The organism is Oryzomicrobium sp. (assembly GCF_021287045.1).
Lineage (GTDB): Bacteria > Pseudomonadota > Gammaproteobacteria > Burkholderiales > Rhodocyclaceae > Oryzomicrobium.
In genome coordinates, this window is sequence record NZ_JAJTBG010000002.1 from 236,681 (window position 1) to 254,554 (window position 17,874).

General features: G+C 66.1%; 19 protein-coding genes and 1 pseudogene. 7 read left to right on the top strand and 13 right to left on the bottom strand.

What is annotated here, in order from left to right:
* Positions 1-72: 72 nt before the first annotated feature.
* Positions 73-720: a hypothetical protein gene (locus LWW89_RS03005; protein WP_079434301.1), complete on the top strand. Its 648-nt coding sequence runs from the start codon at positions 73-75 to the stop codon at positions 718-720.
* Complete coding sequence (locus LWW89_RS03010) at positions 717-1,532, top strand: hypothetical protein (RefSeq protein WP_079434300.1); 816 nt, start codon at positions 717-719, stop codon at positions 1,530-1,532. Before LWW89_RS03005 ends, LWW89_RS03010 begins: the two co-directional genes overlap by 4 nt.
* Here the strand turns inward: LWW89_RS03010 and LWW89_RS03015 are convergent.
* The 7 genes and pseudogenes from LWW89_RS03015 to LWW89_RS03045 form a co-directional block, all read right to left on the bottom strand.
* On the bottom strand, positions 1,506-1,826 hold the full coding sequence (locus LWW89_RS03015) for a GIY-YIG nuclease family protein (RefSeq protein ID WP_079434299.1): 321 nt from the start codon (positions 1,824-1,826) through the stop codon (positions 1,506-1,508). The two genes, LWW89_RS03010 and LWW89_RS03015, sit on opposite strands and share 27 nt — an antisense overlap.
* Positions 1,826-3,502, bottom strand: coding sequence for a hypothetical protein (locus LWW89_RS03020; RefSeq protein ID WP_139379466.1), 1,677 nt, complete (start codon positions 3,500-3,502; stop codon positions 1,826-1,828). The genes LWW89_RS03015 and LWW89_RS03020 overlap by 1 nt, the downstream gene beginning before the upstream one ends.
* Positions 3,503-3,663: 161 nt before the next feature.
* Positions 3,664-4,077 (bottom strand): helix-turn-helix transcriptional regulator, encoded by a 414-nt coding sequence (locus tag LWW89_RS03025; protein ID WP_079434297.1) that lies wholly within the window; start codon positions 4,075-4,077, stop codon positions 3,664-3,666.
* Positions 4,074-5,192, bottom strand: coding sequence for a tyrosine-type recombinase/integrase (locus LWW89_RS03030; protein WP_293260829.1), 1,119 nt, complete (start codon positions 5,190-5,192; stop codon positions 4,074-4,076). Before LWW89_RS03030 ends, LWW89_RS03025 begins: the two co-directional genes overlap by 4 nt.
* 329 nt (positions 5,193-5,521) lie before the next feature.
* Positions 5,522-6,433: pseudogene (locus LWW89_RS03035) on the bottom strand (ATP-binding protein); the annotation flags it as partial.
* On the bottom strand, positions 6,430-7,047 hold the full coding sequence (locus LWW89_RS03040) for a YceI family protein (RefSeq protein WP_293260831.1): 618 nt from the start codon (positions 7,045-7,047) through the stop codon (positions 6,430-6,432). The gene LWW89_RS03040 and the pseudogene LWW89_RS03035, both read right to left, overlap by 4 nt.
* A 7-nt stretch (positions 7,048-7,054) precedes the next feature.
* Entirely contained in the window at positions 7,055-7,300 is a 246-nt protein-coding gene (locus LWW89_RS03045; protein ID WP_293260834.1) for an accessory factor UbiK family protein, read from the bottom strand.
* A gap of 476 nt (positions 7,301-7,776) precedes the next feature.
* Here LWW89_RS03045 and LWW89_RS03050 point away from each other — a divergent pair, with 476 nt between their 5' ends.
* The 4 genes from LWW89_RS03050 to LWW89_RS03065 all read left to right on the top strand — a co-directional run bounded on the left by LWW89_RS03050 (position 7,777) and on the right by LWW89_RS03065 (position 11,450).
* Positions 7,777-8,643, top strand: coding sequence for a TorF family putative porin (locus tag LWW89_RS03050; RefSeq protein WP_293260837.1), 867 nt, complete (start codon positions 7,777-7,779; stop codon positions 8,641-8,643).
* Positions 8,644-8,663: 20 nt separating this feature from the next.
* Positions 8,664-9,002, top strand: a complete 339-nt coding sequence (glnK, locus tag LWW89_RS03055; protein WP_054619821.1) for a P-II family nitrogen regulator — start codon at positions 8,664-8,666, stop codon at positions 9,000-9,002.
* 13 nt (positions 9,003-9,015) lie between these two features.
* On the top strand, positions 9,016-10,542 hold the full coding sequence (gene amt / locus LWW89_RS03060; RefSeq protein WP_293260847.1) for an ammonium transporter: 1,527 nt from the start codon (positions 9,016-9,018) through the stop codon (positions 10,540-10,542).
* A gap of 110 nt (positions 10,543-10,652) precedes the next feature.
* A complete protein-coding gene (locus tag LWW89_RS03065) occupies positions 10,653-11,450 on the top strand; it encodes a phosphodiesterase (RefSeq protein ID WP_293260850.1) in 798 nt (265 codons plus the stop codon).
* A 93-nt stretch (positions 11,451-11,543) separates the two neighbouring features.
* Here the strand turns inward: LWW89_RS03065 and purU are convergent, their stop codons facing one another.
* The 5 genes from purU to LWW89_RS03090 form a co-directional block, all read right to left on the bottom strand.
* Positions 11,544-12,416 (bottom strand): formyltetrahydrofolate deformylase, encoded by an 873-nt coding sequence (gene purU, locus LWW89_RS03070; RefSeq protein WP_293260853.1) that lies wholly within the window; start codon positions 12,414-12,416, stop codon positions 11,544-11,546.
* A gap of 76 nt (positions 12,417-12,492) precedes the next feature.
* Positions 12,493-13,101 (bottom strand): bifunctional phosphoserine phosphatase/homoserine phosphotransferase ThrH, encoded by a 609-nt coding sequence (gene thrH, locus LWW89_RS03075; protein WP_293260856.1) that lies wholly within the window; start codon positions 13,099-13,101, stop codon positions 12,493-12,495.
* Positions 13,102-13,208: 107 nt separating this feature from the next.
* Positions 13,209-15,095 (bottom strand): protein-disulfide reductase DsbD, encoded by a 1,887-nt coding sequence (dsbD, locus tag LWW89_RS03080; RefSeq protein WP_293260859.1) that lies wholly within the window; start codon positions 15,093-15,095, stop codon positions 13,209-13,211.
* Between the two features lie 5 nt (positions 15,096-15,100).
* Positions 15,101-15,478: a divalent-cation tolerance protein CutA gene (cutA, locus tag LWW89_RS03085; RefSeq protein ID WP_293260862.1), complete on the bottom strand. Its 378-nt coding sequence runs from the start codon at positions 15,476-15,478 to the stop codon at positions 15,101-15,103.
* Positions 15,479-15,491: 13 nt separating this feature from the next.
* The gene (locus LWW89_RS03090) at positions 15,492-16,337 is read right to left on the bottom strand and encodes an ABC transporter permease (protein ID WP_293260865.1); all 846 of its coding nucleotides are present in this window, start codon (positions 16,335-16,337) and stop codon (positions 15,492-15,494) included.
* 108 nt (positions 16,338-16,445) lie between these two features.
* Here LWW89_RS03090 and LWW89_RS03095 point away from each other — a divergent pair, with 108 nt between their 5' ends.
* On the top strand, positions 16,446-16,907 hold the full coding sequence (locus tag LWW89_RS03095; protein WP_293260868.1) for an MEKHLA domain-containing protein: 462 nt from the start codon (positions 16,446-16,448) through the stop codon (positions 16,905-16,907).
* Between the two features lie 16 nt (positions 16,908-16,923).
* On the opposite strand, the gene LWW89_RS03100 is transcribed toward LWW89_RS03095, so the two are convergent.
* Complete coding sequence (locus LWW89_RS03100; protein ID WP_293260871.1) at positions 16,924-17,871, bottom strand: ATP-binding cassette domain-containing protein; 948 nt, start codon at positions 17,869-17,871, stop codon at positions 16,924-16,926.
* Positions 17,872-17,874 lie beyond the last annotated feature (3 nt).

The following is a 17,874-nucleotide window of genomic DNA, read 5'->3' on the forward strand; positions in this document are numbered from 1 at the left end:
CTTATGCCAACGCCCTACCGCATTCACAAACTGTTCCCGCCTCGCCGGAATGTCCAGGGGATTACCCACCCCGTGGCCTGTACCCTGCACGGCATCCTGAAATTCGACTGTCCCGACTCGCCACACCTGGTGTACAACGAGTTCGCGGCCATGCGGCTGGCGCAGGCGCTACGTGTGCCGGTCGCTGACGGCGTGCTTACCGTCGCCGCCGACGGCTATGCCTATGCCAGCCTCGAGGTGGCGCTGCCCGGCCTGGACCTGCCGGACATGCGCAAGTCGGATTACCGGAAAGTGGCCGCCCGGTACCCCGAGGCAGCGGCCGCAATCCTGGCGTTCGATTATTGGATCGGCAACCGGGATCGTGGCGGCAACATCAAGGCGGCGATGTTGAGCGAGCACCTGCCGCTGTTCCGCGCCTTCGACCATCAGTTCGCGCTGCTTGACGTCGAGCAGGACCCAGCCCGAAGTGTCGAGCGCCTGAAGAGCACCGAGCCCATCGTCAAATTCCACCCTTTCCAGGGGCTTGTCGAGAAGACCCGGTTGGAACAGTGGCTGGTTCGCATCGCCTGCCTACCGGATGACACCCTGCGGAACTGCTGTGTCTTCGGCCAGGCATTCCGGACCGTCCTGCCGGAAACCCAGGAAGCCCTCTACCAAGCTTTGTCAGTGCGATCCCGGCGCCTGTCGGAAATCATCCCCGCCGCGGCGATGCGACCATGACCACCCGCGAGGTAACTTGCTGGACGATCCGCTATGCGGCCGACCCCTTCCGCCAGGAGCATCGGAATATCGGCGTGCTCGTCCATGGTCAGGGCGAGACGCACCTGGCCATGCTGGGCGACCAACCTTCAGGCGATTCCGATGCCCGTTATTTCTGCCGCGCATTCGGCTATGGCGAGGCTGTCAGCTGGGTATTTCGTGAATGGGAGCGCTGGTTCAAGGCGCTGGCGATGGAGGCCCGGACGGCCGCCGAAATTCAGGACGAACTGAACCATTTGGCGAAATCCGGTGCCCGCTTCGACGCCGGCGAACCCATCAACGCAATCGTCCCAGCCGGGGAAAGTCCGCTTGTTGTGGCCCGGCGGCTATTTGGCAGCATGGTCACGGTGCCGAAGATTCCGAAGCGATCCACCTTTCAGCATGACGTCGATGATACCTTCCGCCGCTCGGAACTCGAATTCGTCTCGACCTTCCATCGCGATGTCGAGCTGGAAATCGAAGTGCCCGGACAGCCTCAATTTGTCCGCTTGGCGGCTTTCGTTGAGGCGCCGGTGCCACTGGGAATCAAGCTGCTGCGGTTCAATGGCAGGACGGCGGCAGAAGTGGCCGACCAGGCGAACGACGTCCTGTACGGATTCGCGGCCTTGACGGCCCATGGGATACTGGGACGCGATCGCTGCATCGTCCTTCACGACGAACCCAAAGCCCGACTTGCCCACCTGTTGCAGCGGATCGCGGGGGCCGCGATGCTTTTGCCCCTCAACGATCCGGAGACGCCCCACGCGTTACGCCGACTTGTCCATGCCGACTAACCCAGCCAAGGCATAGGCCCACCGCAGCTTTTCCAGGGGCTTGAGGCGTTTCAGCGCAACTTCAGCCTGAGCGGCTTCCCGGTGCGTGTCGTAGCGGATGCGCGCGACGACCCGGATGGGCCGGTTCATGCGCGTGTATTTGGCGCCCTTGCCTGCGACGTGTTGCTCAAACCGCGCATCCACATCCAGCGCGATGCCGGTGTAGATGCCTCCGCCCTTGCATTCGAGCATATAGAGCCACCACGGCTGACCGCTGGCGTATGGATTTTTCCGAACGGTAAGTTCGCCAGCCATCAGGGTTCGTCCCCGCCGCCCAGTGGTTTGCGTTCGATCTCCATGACCAGGCGGGGATCCAGCATGTTGAGATACTTGATCGCGGTCGTATCGGTGATGCCAAACGCTCGCACCAAGACCTTGGGAAGTCGCAGGCCATTTTGATAGGCGTTATAGATTGATGTTGCAAACAACTGATCGGAGCTGACGCCCGCCTTTTTCAACCAACCGGATACCGATTCGGCACTCAGGTGACTGCCTAACTGCCGTCCCGGAAAGAGATACGGATTTTCGTCGGCATGGTCCAGAGCAACCAGTGTTTGCCGCACGTTCAAATAGCGATCGAGTATCGCGCTGATCCGAGCATCCAGGTGGATTTCCGCGCGGCCAAATGCTATGCGATAACGCCCGTCAGCCCGTTGGATGAGTGCATCCAGACGAAGCCGAACACAGTTCTTGACCGTCTGGGCATAGAGCAGCATGAACAGGCCGATGAGGGACTGCCGAAGCGTCTCATCAGTCGGCGTCATCCACGCTTGAATGAGCGCAGTGGATTTTTCGCGGGGCAGGAAAATCCCTTCCGGCACACTCCGGGCAACTGTCTTCAGGCGCAGGCGCTGAAAGAGTTTTTCCTTCCGGTTCAGGTATCGGACGAAGGCACGGATTGAGACGGCCAGTCCAGGATAGTCCATGAAGAACTTGTCCAGCATCTCTGGCGTCGTCTGCTGAATCATCTGGACACCTATGGCATCCAGCGTTTCGCATAAACGCCGAGCCGCCCGGAGGTTGAGCGTAATCGAGCGCGCCTTCATCCGGGTATCTTCCCCTTTCCAGCCCCGGCTGTCGTATCGGGCGCGGACAGTCAGCAGGTGATTCCGGTAGCGTGCCATGACTGGGGCATACCACTTGCCATCCAGCTTGGCGATCATGGCTTCCTGCCTGATGGATTCAGCCTCGTCCTGCAGGAGACTGCGCGTTGTCTCGGGGATGATTCGGTGCTTCAGGAGATAGCCATAGGGCACGGTGTATCGACGGAGCCCATCCAAGCCGCCGACGCTTTTCAACAGCGCGACCGGCGTGATTTCTGTAGGTTTGCTGAAGGCGAGATCAAGCCGGACGAAGAAGAGGTAGTAGCTGTTGATTCGATGCACTAGCTTTTCTGGATTCATTGCCTCCAGGGTCTCTGCACCAAATCCCAGCCAGGCTTCCCGGGTCCATGCATGACTAAAAAGGGGAGCATATTCCTCGACACGGCTTTTCGCCGTATCGCGAACGTAGCACTTCTGGCAACGCCTTCTACTATGGCGTATTCCTTCCTGGCCACAGGTTGGGCACACGAAAGGTTTTCCGGCCGCACTCAAACAGGTTTTGCATATAGGCTTGCCGTCAGCGGTCACGCCGACAGGCAGCCTGTCTTTCCGGCAGATGCTGCAGCTCTTGTAGCCTTTATGGCGCCGGAAACACCTGCCGCAGAGACGGCGCCGCCCAGTTTCTGTCTGTACGCCGGTAAGAACCTTCTCCATTGCCCCACATTGATCGCAGGCCTGCGGTTCACGGTAATACTTGGCGCAGGGGCCGCAGACAGCACCGCCATCGACCAAGCGCCCAGCCTTGCGCACTGGCTTGCCGCAACGCACGCAGGTGCGGTTGAGGGCACGGCAGACCTTGCAGAGCGGTTCCCCTTGGTCATTGAGCATGCGCGTCTGCTTTCCGCACTTGCCACAAGGGGCGTAGGGAATCCGCTGGCTGCAGGTGTCGCACAAGGCCTTCCCGTTCCGGACGAGACGCGCCTTGGCCATCGGACGGCTGCATTCATCGCAACAGGTATGAGCAGAGGTCGCCATGTAGGAACGCTATTTCACTTCTTCGGTGGGACCGAGAAGGGGCGTACCCTGGGGCCACCGGCATCGTCCGGATCGACTGCTTCCGAGGCGGGGCGCGCCGGTTTGCGCTTACGGGTGGGGGTGGCCGCCGGCGCTGGGCTTGGCGCAACTTCCTCACCACCTTGAGGCGCAGAACTCGGCTGCTCAACACGGCCCTCCGCGGGCATGAGATCGTCTAGGGTTCCCCCCAGGACTTTAAGCAAAGCCTCCAGTAGCGCGGTTTTCACCTGGGCCGGTCGCTCGTCCACAATTCGGGAGAGTTGGGCGCTGGTGATGTCGTAGCCGATCGCGTCGAGCCGTCGCTTGAGTTCCGTGGCGGTCGGTATTCGGTTTTCCGCCATCCGCACGCGGAGGCGCCAACCAAGTCTGATATTGGGCGTATCGCTCATTCTTTCTTCTCCTGTGTGTTGAGCGCGTCATCGAGCTCGCGGGAGACGACGCTGCTGATTTCGTCGTCGACCATAACGTCGGGGACGTGCATATAGCCTTGTGTTGTTGCCGCAGAAGCGTGGCCATGCTTCCGACGAACCATCTCGATGCTGAAGCGCAAGGATTCGTGGGTAACGCTCGAGTGGCGCAGACAGTGTGGCGTCAGTCCTTCGCCTTCCAGGCCGCAATAGCGAGTTGCGATTTTGAAGCGTGCGTCGGCGCTGGACGACTTGAGACGAGTTCCCCGCTCCGAGAGGAACAAGGCTTCCTCATTGGGGTCCGCTCGATGAAGGAATTCAGGGCGGACTCTTGTGATGTACCAGTCCATGAGCTCAGGGAAGTCAGGATGGGTGACCGGTACGGTCCGAAAGCGCTTCCCACTTCCCCGGCTTCCCTTGCCCCAGACCTTGATGAATCCATAGGGGCCAAGTTCAGGTAAAGCTGGATTCGGCGCAAACGAATTTACGTTTAGGTTGAGGCCTTCGGAAATCCTGAGCCCTCCGGAGTAGAGGGTGAAAAAGAAAGTACGGTCCCGACGAAGAGGGTTGTAATCCTTGGTCCTGAAGCGGCCGGCCTCGACAGAAGCGCGCCGCAGCCCGTCAAAAAACAACTCGATTTCCTCATGTGTGAAGGCTCGGCGCTCTTTGGAGGACTCCTTTTCGACGGTATGGGGGATGCAGTTCTCTTCCGTGCAAATCTGTCGTGGCTCGACGCCATACAAGCGCCGGATCTCGTTCCTGAACTTGACGTTCGTCGTGAGATATTCGAGGAAGGATCGGATCGAGCATTGGTAATGCCGCTGGGTGCTATTGGCCAACCGGCGCTCCAATCCGAGATGATCGCACCAGCAGTCAAATGCATCCTCATTCCAGAGCCAAGGCGGCAGACCTGAGTGGGCAGCAAACTCCCGCAGCACCGAGACGTCCCTGGCTACGGCTTTGTGGGTATGGCGCAGCGAGCCGATGCGGCGACGAGTCCATGCATCAATGATGGTCCCGAACAGTTCGGCATCTGCTGGCGCGAGAGCGCTCGAAGCGACATCGGATGTCGCCAGCACTATCTTCGGATTCGCCATTTCCCTCGTCCTCCTAGCCGCAAAAAACTGGAATTTCCAATATTGCTACCTGCAAGTGATGCAGGAATGGAACACATAATATCGGAAAGTGACGAGTAATGCAACATTCCTGCATTTGTTGTTTAAATCTCGAATCGCTCATCATCCGATGCTAACTATATGATTTATCGATGTTTCGAGGATTTCGGCAGGAGCTGGGATACTTCTAATGCTGTGACATCACTCACAGGATTCCTGCAAGTAATGCGACATTGGATACTTTGGGATTCCTTTATAGTCAGTGGGTTATCCGAATTTTTGCCTTGTTCGTTGCTACATTGGCTAAATCAGAACTTCGGCAACTCGTCGAGGAACAGCACGCCGGCATGGGCCAGGGAGATTTCGCCGGGGCGCGCGTCGTTGCCGCCCCCCACCAGAGCCGGGGCCGATGCGGAGTGGTGCGGCGAACGCTGCACGCGACGGCCGAAGGCGGCCGGGTCGAACAGGCCGGCGGCGGACAGCAGGGCCGCCGATTCCAGGGCCTCGTCCTCATCCAGGGGCGGCAGGATGCCTTGCAGCCGGGCGGCAAGCATGGACTTGCCGGTGCCCGGCGGCCCCACCAGCAACAGGGCATGAGCGCCGGCGGCGGCGATTTCCAGGGCGCGGCGGGCGGCCGCCTGGCCTTTCACGTCGGCCAGGTCTGGATAAGCAGGCAGCGGCGCCGGGGCCACCGCCGGGGGCGCCAGGCTCGCCTGGCCGGTCAGGTGGGCGCACACCGCCGCCAGGGTGCCGGCGGCGAGCACGGCGCTGCCCGGGGCCAGCACGCCCTCGGCGGCGGAAGCGGCGGGCAGCACCAGGGCGCGCCCCGCGTCCCGGGCCGCCAGGGCCATGGACAGGCCGCCGCGCACCGGGCGCAGTTCGCCGGACAGGGACAACTCCCCCGCCAGTTCCACCTGGTCCAATCCCTTGGTGGGCAACTGGCCGGAGGCGGCCAGCAGGCCGACGGCGATGGGCAGGTCGAAGCGGCCCGAATCCTTGGGCAGGTCGGCCGGGGCCAGATTGACGGTGATGCGCCGGGCCGGGAAGTCGTAGCCGCTGGTGAGCAGGGCCGCCCGCACCCGCTCCCGGGATTCCCGCACCTCGGCCTCGGGCAGGCCGACCAGGGAGAAGGCCGGCAGCCCGTTGGCCACGTGCACCTCCACCGTCACCGGCGGGGCGGCCACGCCGGCCAGGGCGCGGCTGTGGACGAGGGCCAGGGTCATGGCGCCGGGTCGCGGATGGCTTCGATCTGGATGGCGATCGCCACTTCGTCGCCGACGAAGGGCAGGTAGGCGGCCATGCCGAACTCGGAACGGCGCAGGCTGCCCCGGGCATTGGCGCCGCACACCGCCTGGCGGGTGAGGGGCTGGGTGCCGCAGGCGAAGTGGTCGATCACCAGGGACACGGGCCGGGTCACGCCGCGCAGGGTCAGCTCCCCGTCCAGCCCTACCGGGCGGCCGTCGCGGAAATACATCTGACGGCTACGGAAGGTCAGGGTGGGGTAGCGCTCCACGGCGAAGAAGGAATCGCCGCGCAGGGCCTTTTCCAGGGCGTCCAGGCCGGTATCGACGCTGGCCGCCTCGATGGTCACGTCCACCTCGCCCCGCCCGGCCTCCCGGTCCAGGACCAGGGTGCCCCGGGTCCGGTCGAACCGTCCCCGTTGCAGGGAAAAACCCAGGTGGCTGACTTCGAACTGGGGAAAGGTGTGGGCCGGGTCGATGGTGAAATGCTCCGGCGCCGCCGTGGCGGGGCCGGCGGCCAGGGCCAACGCGGTCAACAGCACCCCGGGCAGGGCGCGCCCAGTAGCCCGCCGTTGCTCCCGGAGCGCGCCGGCCATGGCGGAGTCAGCCCTTGGCGCCGAGCTGCTTTTCCAGTTCGGCGACCCGGACTTCCAGGGCGTCGAGCTTTTCCCGGGTGCGGGCGAGCACCTGGCTCTGGATGTCGAATTCCTCGCGACTGACCAGGTCGAGCTTGCTGAAGAAGCCGCTCATCAGGCTGCGCACGTTCTTTTCGATGTCGGCTGCGGGGGAGGCGGCGAACATGGCGCTCATGCGGTTGGAGAACTCTTCGAAAGCCTTCGGGTCTATCATGACAACATCCTTAAAAAAAGCATTGCGGCACTATTTTTGAGTGTAGCACAGGGGGCCGTTTCCGCCCGCCGGCAAGCCTTGGCGGCCAATTTCGGGGCGGCGACGCCATGACGCGGTTTTTACGTGCCCGTCCTTTCTCTTGAGTCCATTTTTATTCCGCCCGGGGGATGCTCTGCCCGCCTTCCCGGCCCGCCCGGGAGGGCTGCCAACGTCGAACGGGCTGCCGGCCGGGGCCTTTGCCGCGGCGGTGGAGAGCCTCTGTACCAGAGCCGGCAGAGCGTTATTCACCCCGCAACAGAGCTTCGCACCGTCATGGTGCGTATGCCATGATGTTCGCGCCGCAGCGGTGCGGATTCGTCTTCCAGCATACAAGCCAACGCAGCATCCGTTTGATTTTTAGGCACTTTCCAAACTGGCACAGAGCGTGCTCATACCGCGTTGTAGTTTTTTCACTTGCTGAGACAAAGGAGTCCAACATGCGCAAAACCCTTCTCACCGTTGCCGTCGCCTCCCTGGGCCTGGGCGCCCTGCCGGCCTTCGCCCAGTCCGCTGGCGATGCCGCCGCCCCCGCTGCCGACCCGGCCAGCCCCCATACCCTGACCGCCAACGTGGGCCTGTTCTCCAGCTACCGGTTCCGCGGCATCGACCAGACCAACGGTCATCCCGCGCTGCAAGGCGGCTTCGACTACTCCCACTCCAGCGGCTTCTACGTGGGCAACTGGAACTCCAACGTCACCTCCGGCGCCGGCTACCCCGGCGGCAACCTGGAGATGGACCTCTATGGCGGCTGGAAGCAGACCTTCGGTGACTTCGGCGTGGATGTGGGCGCGATCCTCTACTACTACCCCGGTTCCGCCAAGGGTCCCCTGGTCGGCAAGACCGGCGGCGACACCGTCACCAACAAGGAACTGTACGTGGGCGGTTCGTGGAAGTTCCTCAGCCTGAAGTATTCCTACGCTGTGGACGACTACTTCGCCACCAAGGGCATCGACGCCAACGGCGCGTCCACCGGCCGCAGCACCGCCGGCACTTCCTACCTGGACCTGTCGGCCAACTACGACCTGGGCAACGGCTGGGGCGTCAACGCCCACGTCGGCCAGCTGTACTACAAGAACGTCCATAACGGCGACTACACCGACTGGAAGGTCGGTGTCACCAAGGACTTCAGCGGCTGGGTGGTGGGCCTCGCCTACGTGGATACCAACGCCAAGGGCAGCTGCAACAGCACCGGCGTGAATCCCTACTGCCTGGCCAAGACCGTCGATACCGACGGTAACGCCAGCACCAGCAAGCACGATGGCGGCAAGGCCACCGCCGTGCTGTCGGTTTCCCGCACGTTCTAACTTCACCGCAGAGGCACACCATGAAACTGGTTACCGCCATCATCAAGCCGTTCAAGCTTGACGAAGTCCGGGAAGCCCTCGCCGCCGTCGGCGTGCAGGGCATCACCGTGACCGAGGTCAAGGGTTTCGGCCGGCAAAAAGGGCACACCGAGCTGTACCGGGGCGCCGAATACGTGGTCGACTTCCTCCCCAAAGTGAAGATCGAAGCCGCCGTGCGCGACGAGATCCTCGACCAGGTGGTGGAAGCCATCGAGAAGTCGGCCTGCACCGGCAAGATCGGCGACGGGAAGATCTTCGTCTTCCCGCTCGAACAAGTCATCCGCATCCGCACCGGCGAAACCGGTGAGGACGCCCTCTAAAGGGAGTTCCACGATGAAACGGCTCTTTGCGCGCCTCGGCCTCGCCCTGGCTCTGGTCGGAACGGTGGCGTTCGCCTCCCCGGCCTTTGCCGACGACAAGCCGGCCTCTCCCGCTCCGGCGGCCTCTGCACCCGCCGCGGCACCCGCTGCCGCGGCGGCTCCTGCTCCAACCACCGCCCCTGCCGCCGCTGCGGCGGCGGAAGCACCGGCAGCCGCTGCGCCGGCACCGGTGCCCAACAAGGGCGATACCACCTGGCTGCTGATGAGCACTGCGCTGGTGATGCTGATGTCCATCCCCGGCCTGGCGCTCTTCTACGGCGGCCTGGTGCGCTCGAAGAACATGCTCTCCGTGCTGATGCAGGTGTTCATGGTCTTCGCCCTGGTGACCCTGTTGTGGACGATCTACGGCTACTCTCTGGCCTTCACCGAGGGCAACGCCTTCTTCGGCAGCCTCGACAAGCTGTTCCTCAAGGGCGTGACGCCGGACAGCCTGGCGGCGACCTTCAGCAAGGGCGTGGTGGTGCCTGAAATGGCCTACATCGCCTTCCAGGGGGCCTTCGCCTGCATCACCTGCGGCCTGATCGTCGGCGCCTTCGCCGAGCGCATCAAGTTCTCCGCGGTGCTGCTGTTCATCACCATCTGGTTCACCCTGGCCTATCTGCCGATGGCCCACATGGTGTGGTACTGGGCCGGTCCGGACGGCTACCTGGATGCCGCCTCCGCCGACAAGCTCAACGCCACGGCCGGCTTCCTCTTCCAGAAGGGCGCACTGGACTTCGCCGGCGGCACCGTGGTGCACATCAACGCCGCCGTGGCCGGTCTGGTGGGCGCCATCCTGGTGGGCAAGCGCGTCGGCTACGGCCGCGAGTCCATGGCCCCGCACAGCCTGACCATGACCATGATCGGCGCCTCCCTGCTGTGGGTGGGCTGGTACGGCTTCAACGCCGGTTCCGCCCTGGAAGCCAACGGCTCCGCCGCCCTGGCCTTCCTCAACACCTGGGTGGCCACCGCCTGCGCAGCCCTCTCCTGGGTCTTCGCCGAGTGGATGATCAAGGGCAAGCCCTCCATGCTGGGCGCCGCCTCCGGTGCTGTGGCCGGATTGGTGGCGATCACCCCGGCCGCCGGCTTCGTCGGCTTCATCGGCTCCATCGTCCTGGGCCTGCTGGCCGGCGTGGTCTGCCTGTGGGGCGTCAATGGCCTGAAGCGCCTGATCGGTGCCGACGACTCCCTGGACGTGTTCGGCGTCCATGGCGTGGGCGGCATCCTCGGCGCGGTCCTCACCGGCGTGTTCGCCGACCCTGCCCTGGGCGGTGCCGGCATCTACGACTACGTCGCCAACAAGGTCGCCGACTCCTACTCCATCGCCGACCAGGTGATCGTGCAGCTGACCGGCGTGGGCGTGACCCTGGTCTGGTCCGGCGTGGTCGCCCTGGTCGCCTACAAGCTGGTGGACATGTTCATCGGCCTGCGGGTCCCCGAGGAAGAAGAGCGGGAAGGCCTGGACATCACCTCCCACGGCGAGTCCGCCTACCACCTGTAAGCGCGGCTCCTCCCCGCGATGCCGCAACGGGCGCCTTCGGGCGCCCGTTGTCGTTTGTGCCCCCCAGCCCCCCGGGCCGCGCTCCACGATGCGACTGCTATGCTGGAACCATGCGCATCGTTCAACTCAGCGACCTGCACCTGCAGCCCCCGGGGCAACGGCTCTACGGCCGGGTAGACACCGCCGCCTGCCTGGAGGCGGCCCTGGCCCGCATCGCCGCCCTGGCGCCGGACCTGCTGCTCATCAGCGGCGACCTGTCCGACCGGGGCAGCGCAACGGAGTACGCCTGGCTGGACCGGGCCCTGGCGCCCCTGTCCAGCCCGGTGGCCCTGATGCCCGGCAACCACGACCGGCGCGAGACGTTGCGCGCCGCCTTTCCCGGCCAGGGCTGGACGGGGGAGGACGACGCCCCCTGCCACCGCCGTCTCGACGTGGCCACGGGCACCCTGCTGCTGCTCGACACCGTGGTGCCGGGCCAGGAGCATGGCCTGGTGGACGCCGCCGCCCTGGACTGGCTGGAGGCCGCCTGCCCGGCCCGGACCCGCACCTTGCTGGTCATGCACCATCCGCCCTTTTCCATCGGCGTGGCCGGCATGGACACCATCGCCTGCCGGGGCGCCGAGGCCCTGGACGCCTGGCTGGCGCGCCACCCCAACGTGGAAGCGGTGCTGTGCGGCCACGTGCACCGCTTCGTCGCCACCACCTTCGCCGGCCGGCTGGCCCTGACCGCGCCGTCGCCGGCCCACCAGATCGCCCTGGACCTGGACGGAGCCCCCGGGGAGTTGGCGTTCACCCTGGAGCCCGGCGCCTTCCTCCTGCACCTGTGGGCCCCGGGACGTCCCCTGACCACCCACTGCGTACCCTGCGCCCCCGCGCCGGCCTACCGCTACGCCGCCCTGGGCGGCTGATCGGCCGGCACGGCCGGTAGTTGCGCACGCTGCGCCGCAAACGAACAAGGGGCGCCGAAGCGCCCCTTGTGCAGTGCCGTGCCGAAGCGACGATCAGCGGAAGACGATGGTCTTGTTGCCGTGGGTCAGCACCCGGTCTTCCAGGTGGTAGCGCAGGCCCCGTGCCAGCACGGTCTTCTCGATGTCCTTGCCGTAGCGCACCAGGTCGTCCGGGGTGTCCGAGTGGTCTACCCGGATCACGTCCTGCTCGATGATCGGGCCCTGGTCCAGGTCGGCGGTGACGTAGTGGCAGGTGGCACCGATCAGCTTTACCCCCTTGGTGTAGGCCTGGTGGTAAGGCTTGGCGCCGACGAAGCTGGGCAGGAAGCTGTGGTGGATGTTGATGATGCGCCCCGGGTAGGCGGCGCACAGTTCCGGCGAGAGGATCTGCATGTAGCGCGCCAGCACCATGGTGTCGCCCTTCACCTCCTCGAAGATGCGCTGGATTTCCTTGAAGGCGGCGACCTTGTTGTCCGCCGTCACCGGGATGTGGTGGAAGGGGATGCCGTGCCACTCGACGAAGCCCTTGAAGGTGTCGTGGTTGGAGATGATGCAGGGAATCTCCACGTCCAGCTCCTTGGCCTGCCAGCGCGCCAGCAGGTCGTACAGGCAGTGCTCCTGCTTGGACACCAGCAGCACCACCCGCTTCTTCACCGCGCTGTCGGTGATGCGCCAGTCCATGTTCAGCTCGGCGGCCAGGGGGGCGAAGCGCTCGCGCAGTTCGGCGAGCATGAAGGGCAAGGAATCGGCCTTCACTTCCAGGCGCATGAAGTAGCGCCCCGGGGCGGCCTCGGAATCGGGCTCGGCGTGCAGCGCCGTCTCCAGGATCCAGCCTTTGTGCTGGGCAAAGAACCCTGACACGGTGGCGACGATGCCGACCCGGTCGGGACAGGAGGCAGTCAGCGTATAGAAGCGTTCGCGGTGCATGGCGGTACGGTCGGGAATGCGGCGGGTGGCAGAGGCGGCGCAGCGTAATGGCCGCGACCGCCCCGGAGGGCGCGCCTCAGATGCGGGCGCTGGCCTTGAGGATTTCGTCCTGCAGCTGGGCGTAGTCGAGCACCACCGGATACTGGGGGAACTCGCGGATGACGTTGTCCGGCGGGCAGAAGAGGATGCCGGCGTGGGCTTCGCCGAGCATGGTGGTGTCGTTGTAGGAGTCGCCGGAGGCGATCACCTTGAAGTTCAGCTCCTTGAAGCGCTTCACCGCCTCCTGCTTCTGGTTGGGCATGCGCAGGTGGTAGTTCACCAGGAAGCCCTGGGCGTCGGCTTCGAGCTTGTGGCAGAACAGGGTGGGGAAGCCGAGCTGCTCCATCAGGGGCATGGCGAATTCGTAGAAGGTGTCGGACAGGATCACCACCTGGAAGCGCGGACGCAGCCACTCGATGAATTCCTTGGCGCCGGGCAGGGGGCCCATTTCGGCGATGACCTTCTGGATGTCCGGCAGGCCCAGGCCGTGCTGCTTGAGGATGCCCAGGCGGTACTGCATCAGCACGTCGTAGTTGGGCTCGTCCCGGGTGGTGCGCTTGAGTTCGGGGATGCCGGTACGCTCGGCGAATTCGACCCAGATTTCGGGGACCAGGACACCTTCCAGGTCAAGACAGACGATTTGCACGGAACACTCCCTGTTTTAGCTGCGCCCGGGGGCGAAAAAACGGGGATTCTAGCATCGCCACCCCGGTTCCTCGCCCCTGCCCCCCGACCCGGCCGGGGGCGTTCCGCTCACTTGGACAGGACCCGGTCCAGGGAGGCGGCAAACTTTTCGGCGCTCTGGAAGCCCACCACCTTGTGGCCGCGCACTTCCTCACCGGCGGCGTCGAAGAACAGGATGCCCGGCGGGCCGAACAGGTTGAAGCGGGCGAGCAGGGCCTTGTCCGCCGCGCTGTTGGCGGTGACGTCAGCCTGGAGCAGCAGAAACTGGTCGAGCCGCGCGCGCACCTTGGGATCGGTGAAGGTGAAGCGCTCCATCTCCTTGCAGCTGACGCACCAGTCGGCATAGAAGTCGAGCATCACCGGCCGGTCGGTGGTGCGCAGCCGGGCGTCCAGCTCGGCCAGGCTGGCCACCCGCTCGAAGCGCGGCCCTTCGCTGGCGGCAGCCTGGACGGTGCCGACCGCCCCCGCCGGGGCGGCGAAAGGCTTGAGCGGCTGGAGCGGGTCGCGCCCGCCGGCCAAGGCGCCCACCAGCACCGCCGCGCCGTAGACCAGCAGCACCACCCCCAGGCCCTTCCAGAAGCGCTGCCAGGGGCGGGTGCCGGCGGGCAGGGGATCGAGGGCATGCAGGTAGATGGCCGGCACCAGGGCGAGCAGGCCCCAGCCGATCATCACCAGGGCTTCGGGCAGCACCGGCCCCACCAGCCACAGGGCGGTGGCCAGCAGCAGCACGCCGAAAGTCTGGTTGACCCGGGCCATCCACGGGCCGGCCTTGACCAGCAAGGTGCCGGCGGAAGCGCCCAGGGCGATCAGGGGGGCCCCCATGCCCAGGGCCAGGGTGAACAGGGCGGCGCCGCCGAGCAGGGCGTCCCGGGTCTGGCCGATATAGAGCAGGGCGCCGGCCAGGGGCGCGGCGACGCAGGGGCCGACGATCAGGGCCGACAAGGCGCCCATGGCCGCCACCCCGGGCAGGGAGCCGCCCTTGAGGTGGGACGCCTCTTCCGACACCTTGCTTTGCAGAAAGGCCGGCATCTGCAGTTCGTAGAAGCCGAACATGGCCAGGGACAGGGCGATGAACACCAGGGCGAAGAAGCCGAGCACCCAGGGGTTCTGCATCAGGGCCGAGAGCAGGGTGCCGGTGAGGCCGGCGGCCACCCCGGCCAGGGCGTAGGTCACCGCCATGCCCAGCACGTAGGCCACGGCCAGGGCGGTGGCCCGGCCCCGGGCCGGCTTGACCTTGCCCGAGCCGACGATGATGCCGGACAGGATCGGCACCATGGGCAGCATGCAGGGGGTCAGCGACAGCCCCAGGCCGGCGACGAAGAAGGCCGCCAGGTTGGCCCAGAAGCCGGCGTGGCGCAGCATGCGGGCGATGGCGCCGCTCTCGTCGCCGTCTGCCGCGTCGGCGGCAGCCGTGTTTTTTTCCGGTGCCGCCGGGGTATCGGCCGAAGATCCAGCATTGGCGCCACTCTCCGGGGTGCTGATGCCGGACGCCGCGCCAGACGCGGCATTCGCGCCCGCCCCCTTGGTGAAGGCCGCCAGCCCTGGGCCTCCGGCCTGGGCCACCGCCACGTCCATTTCCTGGGGCGGATAGCAGATGCCGCCCTCGGCGCAGCCCTGGGAGGTGACGGTGATCGTGGCCGGCAGCGTCCCCTGCACCGGCAGGCGGATCGTCACCTGGTCGTGGAACACCTCCACATCGCCGAACAGGTCGTCCTTCTTCATCTGCCCCTTGGGGAAGGCTGGCGTGCCGAAGGTGGCGCCCGGGGCCGCGAAGCGGAACTTGTCCCGGTACAGGTAGTAGCCCTTGGCGATGGTGAAGCGCACCTCGACGCTGGCCGCATCCACCTTGCTGGCGCTGGGCTGGAAGGCGACCTGGGGATCGAGGAATTCCTGGGCGGCGGCGGGGGCCGCCAGGGCGAGGGCCAGGAGGAACAGGGCGGTGAGGCGGGCGAGCATGGGCATCAGCAGGAAAAAGTAGAGCCGGAGGAACCGGGCACGGGGGCGACTTCCGCCGCCAACCAGGCCAGGTAATCGGGCAGGCCCCGGACCATCGGCACGGCGACGATCTCGGGCACGTCGTAGGGGTGGGCGGCGCGCAGGGCCGACTCCAGGGCCGGGTAGGCGGCGGCGGTGGTCTTGATCAGCAGCGGCACTTCCTCGGCCCGCTCCACCGCGCCCTGCCAGCGATACACCGAACGGCACGGGGCGAGCACATTGACGCAGGCGGCCAGGCGCGCCTCCACCACCGCGGCCGCCAGCGCGTCGGCGGTGGCGGTGTCGGGGCAGTTGCACAGGACCAGCAGGCAGTCGGCGGACGGAGGGGCGGTCATGGCGTCCATTGTACGGCGGGCCTTACTTGAGCAACCTGCGCCGGGTCAAAACCGTGGCGACCCAGAAGGCCACACCGGTGATCGCCAGCAGCGCCGCCAGGTGGGTGAAGGCCGCCGCCGGCCACTGCCCGGCGAGCAGGGGGCGGATCAGCTTGACCGCGTGGGACAGGGGCAGCACCTCGCCCACCGCCGCCACCACCGGAGGCAGTTCGGCGGCGGGAAAGAACACCCCGGAAATCAAGGTCATCGGCGTGACGAACAGGGTGAAGTAATACATGAAGAAGTCGTAGCCCTTGGCCAGGGCGTTCCAGATCAGCCCCAGGGCGGCGAAGGCCAGGCCAGTGAGGAAGATCACCGGCACCGCCAGCAGGGCCAGGGGCGAGGTGATCAGGCCGAGCACCGTGGCCACCACAAGGATCGCCACGCCCGAGAGCAGGCTCTTGCACGCTGCCCAGACCAGCTCGGCGGTGAGCACGTCGTCCAGGGCCAGGGGGGTGTTGAGGATCGCCTCCCAGGTCTTCTGCACGTGCATGCGCGAGAAGGCCGAGTAGAGGGCCTCGAAGGTGGCGGCATTCATGGTCGAGGCGCACACCGTGCCTGCGGCCAGGAACATCACGTAGGGCTGGCCCTCGATCTGCGGCAGCAGACGCCCCAGGCCGTAGCCCAGGCCGAGCATGTAGATGAGCGGGTCGGCCAGGTTGCCGAGCACCGAGGTGAAAGCCAACTTCTTCCATACCAGGAAGTTGCGCCGCCACACCGGCAGGAAGCGCAGCGAAAAGCGCGGCGGCCCCAGGTCGAGGCCGGACTGGCGCGCCGGGCGCCCCAGGCGGGATTGGGCCGCATTGGCGGCATTCGATTCGAACGGCATACTGACAACCTCGTTTGTGCGCGCCAGCCCGGTGTCCGACCCGGGCCGCGGCGCCTGTTCCGGCCTGCTGTTCCGGCCTGCATTTTCATCTTCCGCGAGCCACCCGCCATGCCCGACCGCTCCTGGCTGATCGACCACGTCGCCCTGCTGCGCGCCAGCTACCGCCGCCTCACCGGCGACGATCTGGTGCCGCCCCATCTGTCGCCGACGCAAGCCTTGGCAGCGGTATTGACCGCCCCCTACGCCCTGCTTTCCCACGACAACCGGGACGATCCGCTGTTCAACTTCGCCAACCCGACGGCCCAGGCCTTGTTCGCCATGGATTGGCCGACCTTGGTCGCCCTGCCGTCACGCTTTTCCGCCGAGGCGCCGAACCGGGAGGAACGGGCCCGGCTGCTGCAACGGGTCGCCGACCACGGCTACATCGCCGACTACCAAGGCATCCGCATCGCCAGCACCGGCCAGCGCTTCCGCATCAGCGGCGCCACGGTGTGGAACCTGGTGGACGAGACCGGCGCCTACCGGGGCCAGGCCGCCCGTCTGCCGCACTGGGAGCCGTTGCCGAACTGAAGCGGCCGGACTGTCCTCAGTCGCGCAGGTCCCGGCCGGTGAGCTTGAGGAACACGTCCTCCAGGTTGGCCGCCCGGTGCAGGTAGCGCAACTGGGGGGCCCGTTCCAGCTCGGCCAGCAGCGGACGCGGGTCCTGGCAGTAGAAGAAGGCGGTCTCGCCGGCGATCTCCAGGCGGCTGGCCAGGTCGCGCCGGGCCTCGGCCCAGGCGGTCAGGCCGTGGTCGGCCTCGGCGAACACTTCCACCACCTGGGACTCGATGTGGCCGGCGATCAGTCCCCGGGGCGTGTCCTCGGCCACCAGGGCGCCGTGGTCCATGATGGCCAGGCGGTCGCACAGGCGCTCCGCCTCGTCCATGAAGTGGGTGGTCAGCAGCAGGGTCTTGCCGGCGGCCTTCAGCTGCTTGAGCCGTTCCCAGATCAGGTGGCGGGCCTGGGGATCGAGGCCGGTGGTGGGTTCGTCGAGGAACACCACGTCCGGGTCGTTGACCAGGGCCCGGGCCAGGGTCAGGCGCCGCTTCATGCCGCCGGAAAGGGCCTGGATGCGGGCGTTCTCCTTGCCGCCCAGGCCGGCGAAGTCGAGCAGCCGGGGAATCTCGGCGCGCACCGCCTTGTCGGCCAGGCCGAAATAGCGGCCGTAGACCAGCAGGTTCTCGGCCACGGTGAAGTCCGGGTCCAGGTTGTCGAACTGGGGCACCACGCCGACCCGGATGCGCGCCTGGCGCGCCGCCTCGGGCACCGGCAGGCCGGCCAGGCGCACCTCGCCGCCGTCCGGGGCAGTAAGCCCCAGGCAGCAGCGCAGGGTGGTGGTCTTGCCGGCGCCGTTGGGGCCGAGCAGGCCGAAGCAGGTGCCCTTGGGCACGGCGAAGGACAGGTCGCGCACCACCACCTGGTCGCCGAAGCACTTGACCAGGCCGGTGACGGACAGGGGCGGGGCGTCGTGCAGGCCGGCGGCCGGAACATCCACGGG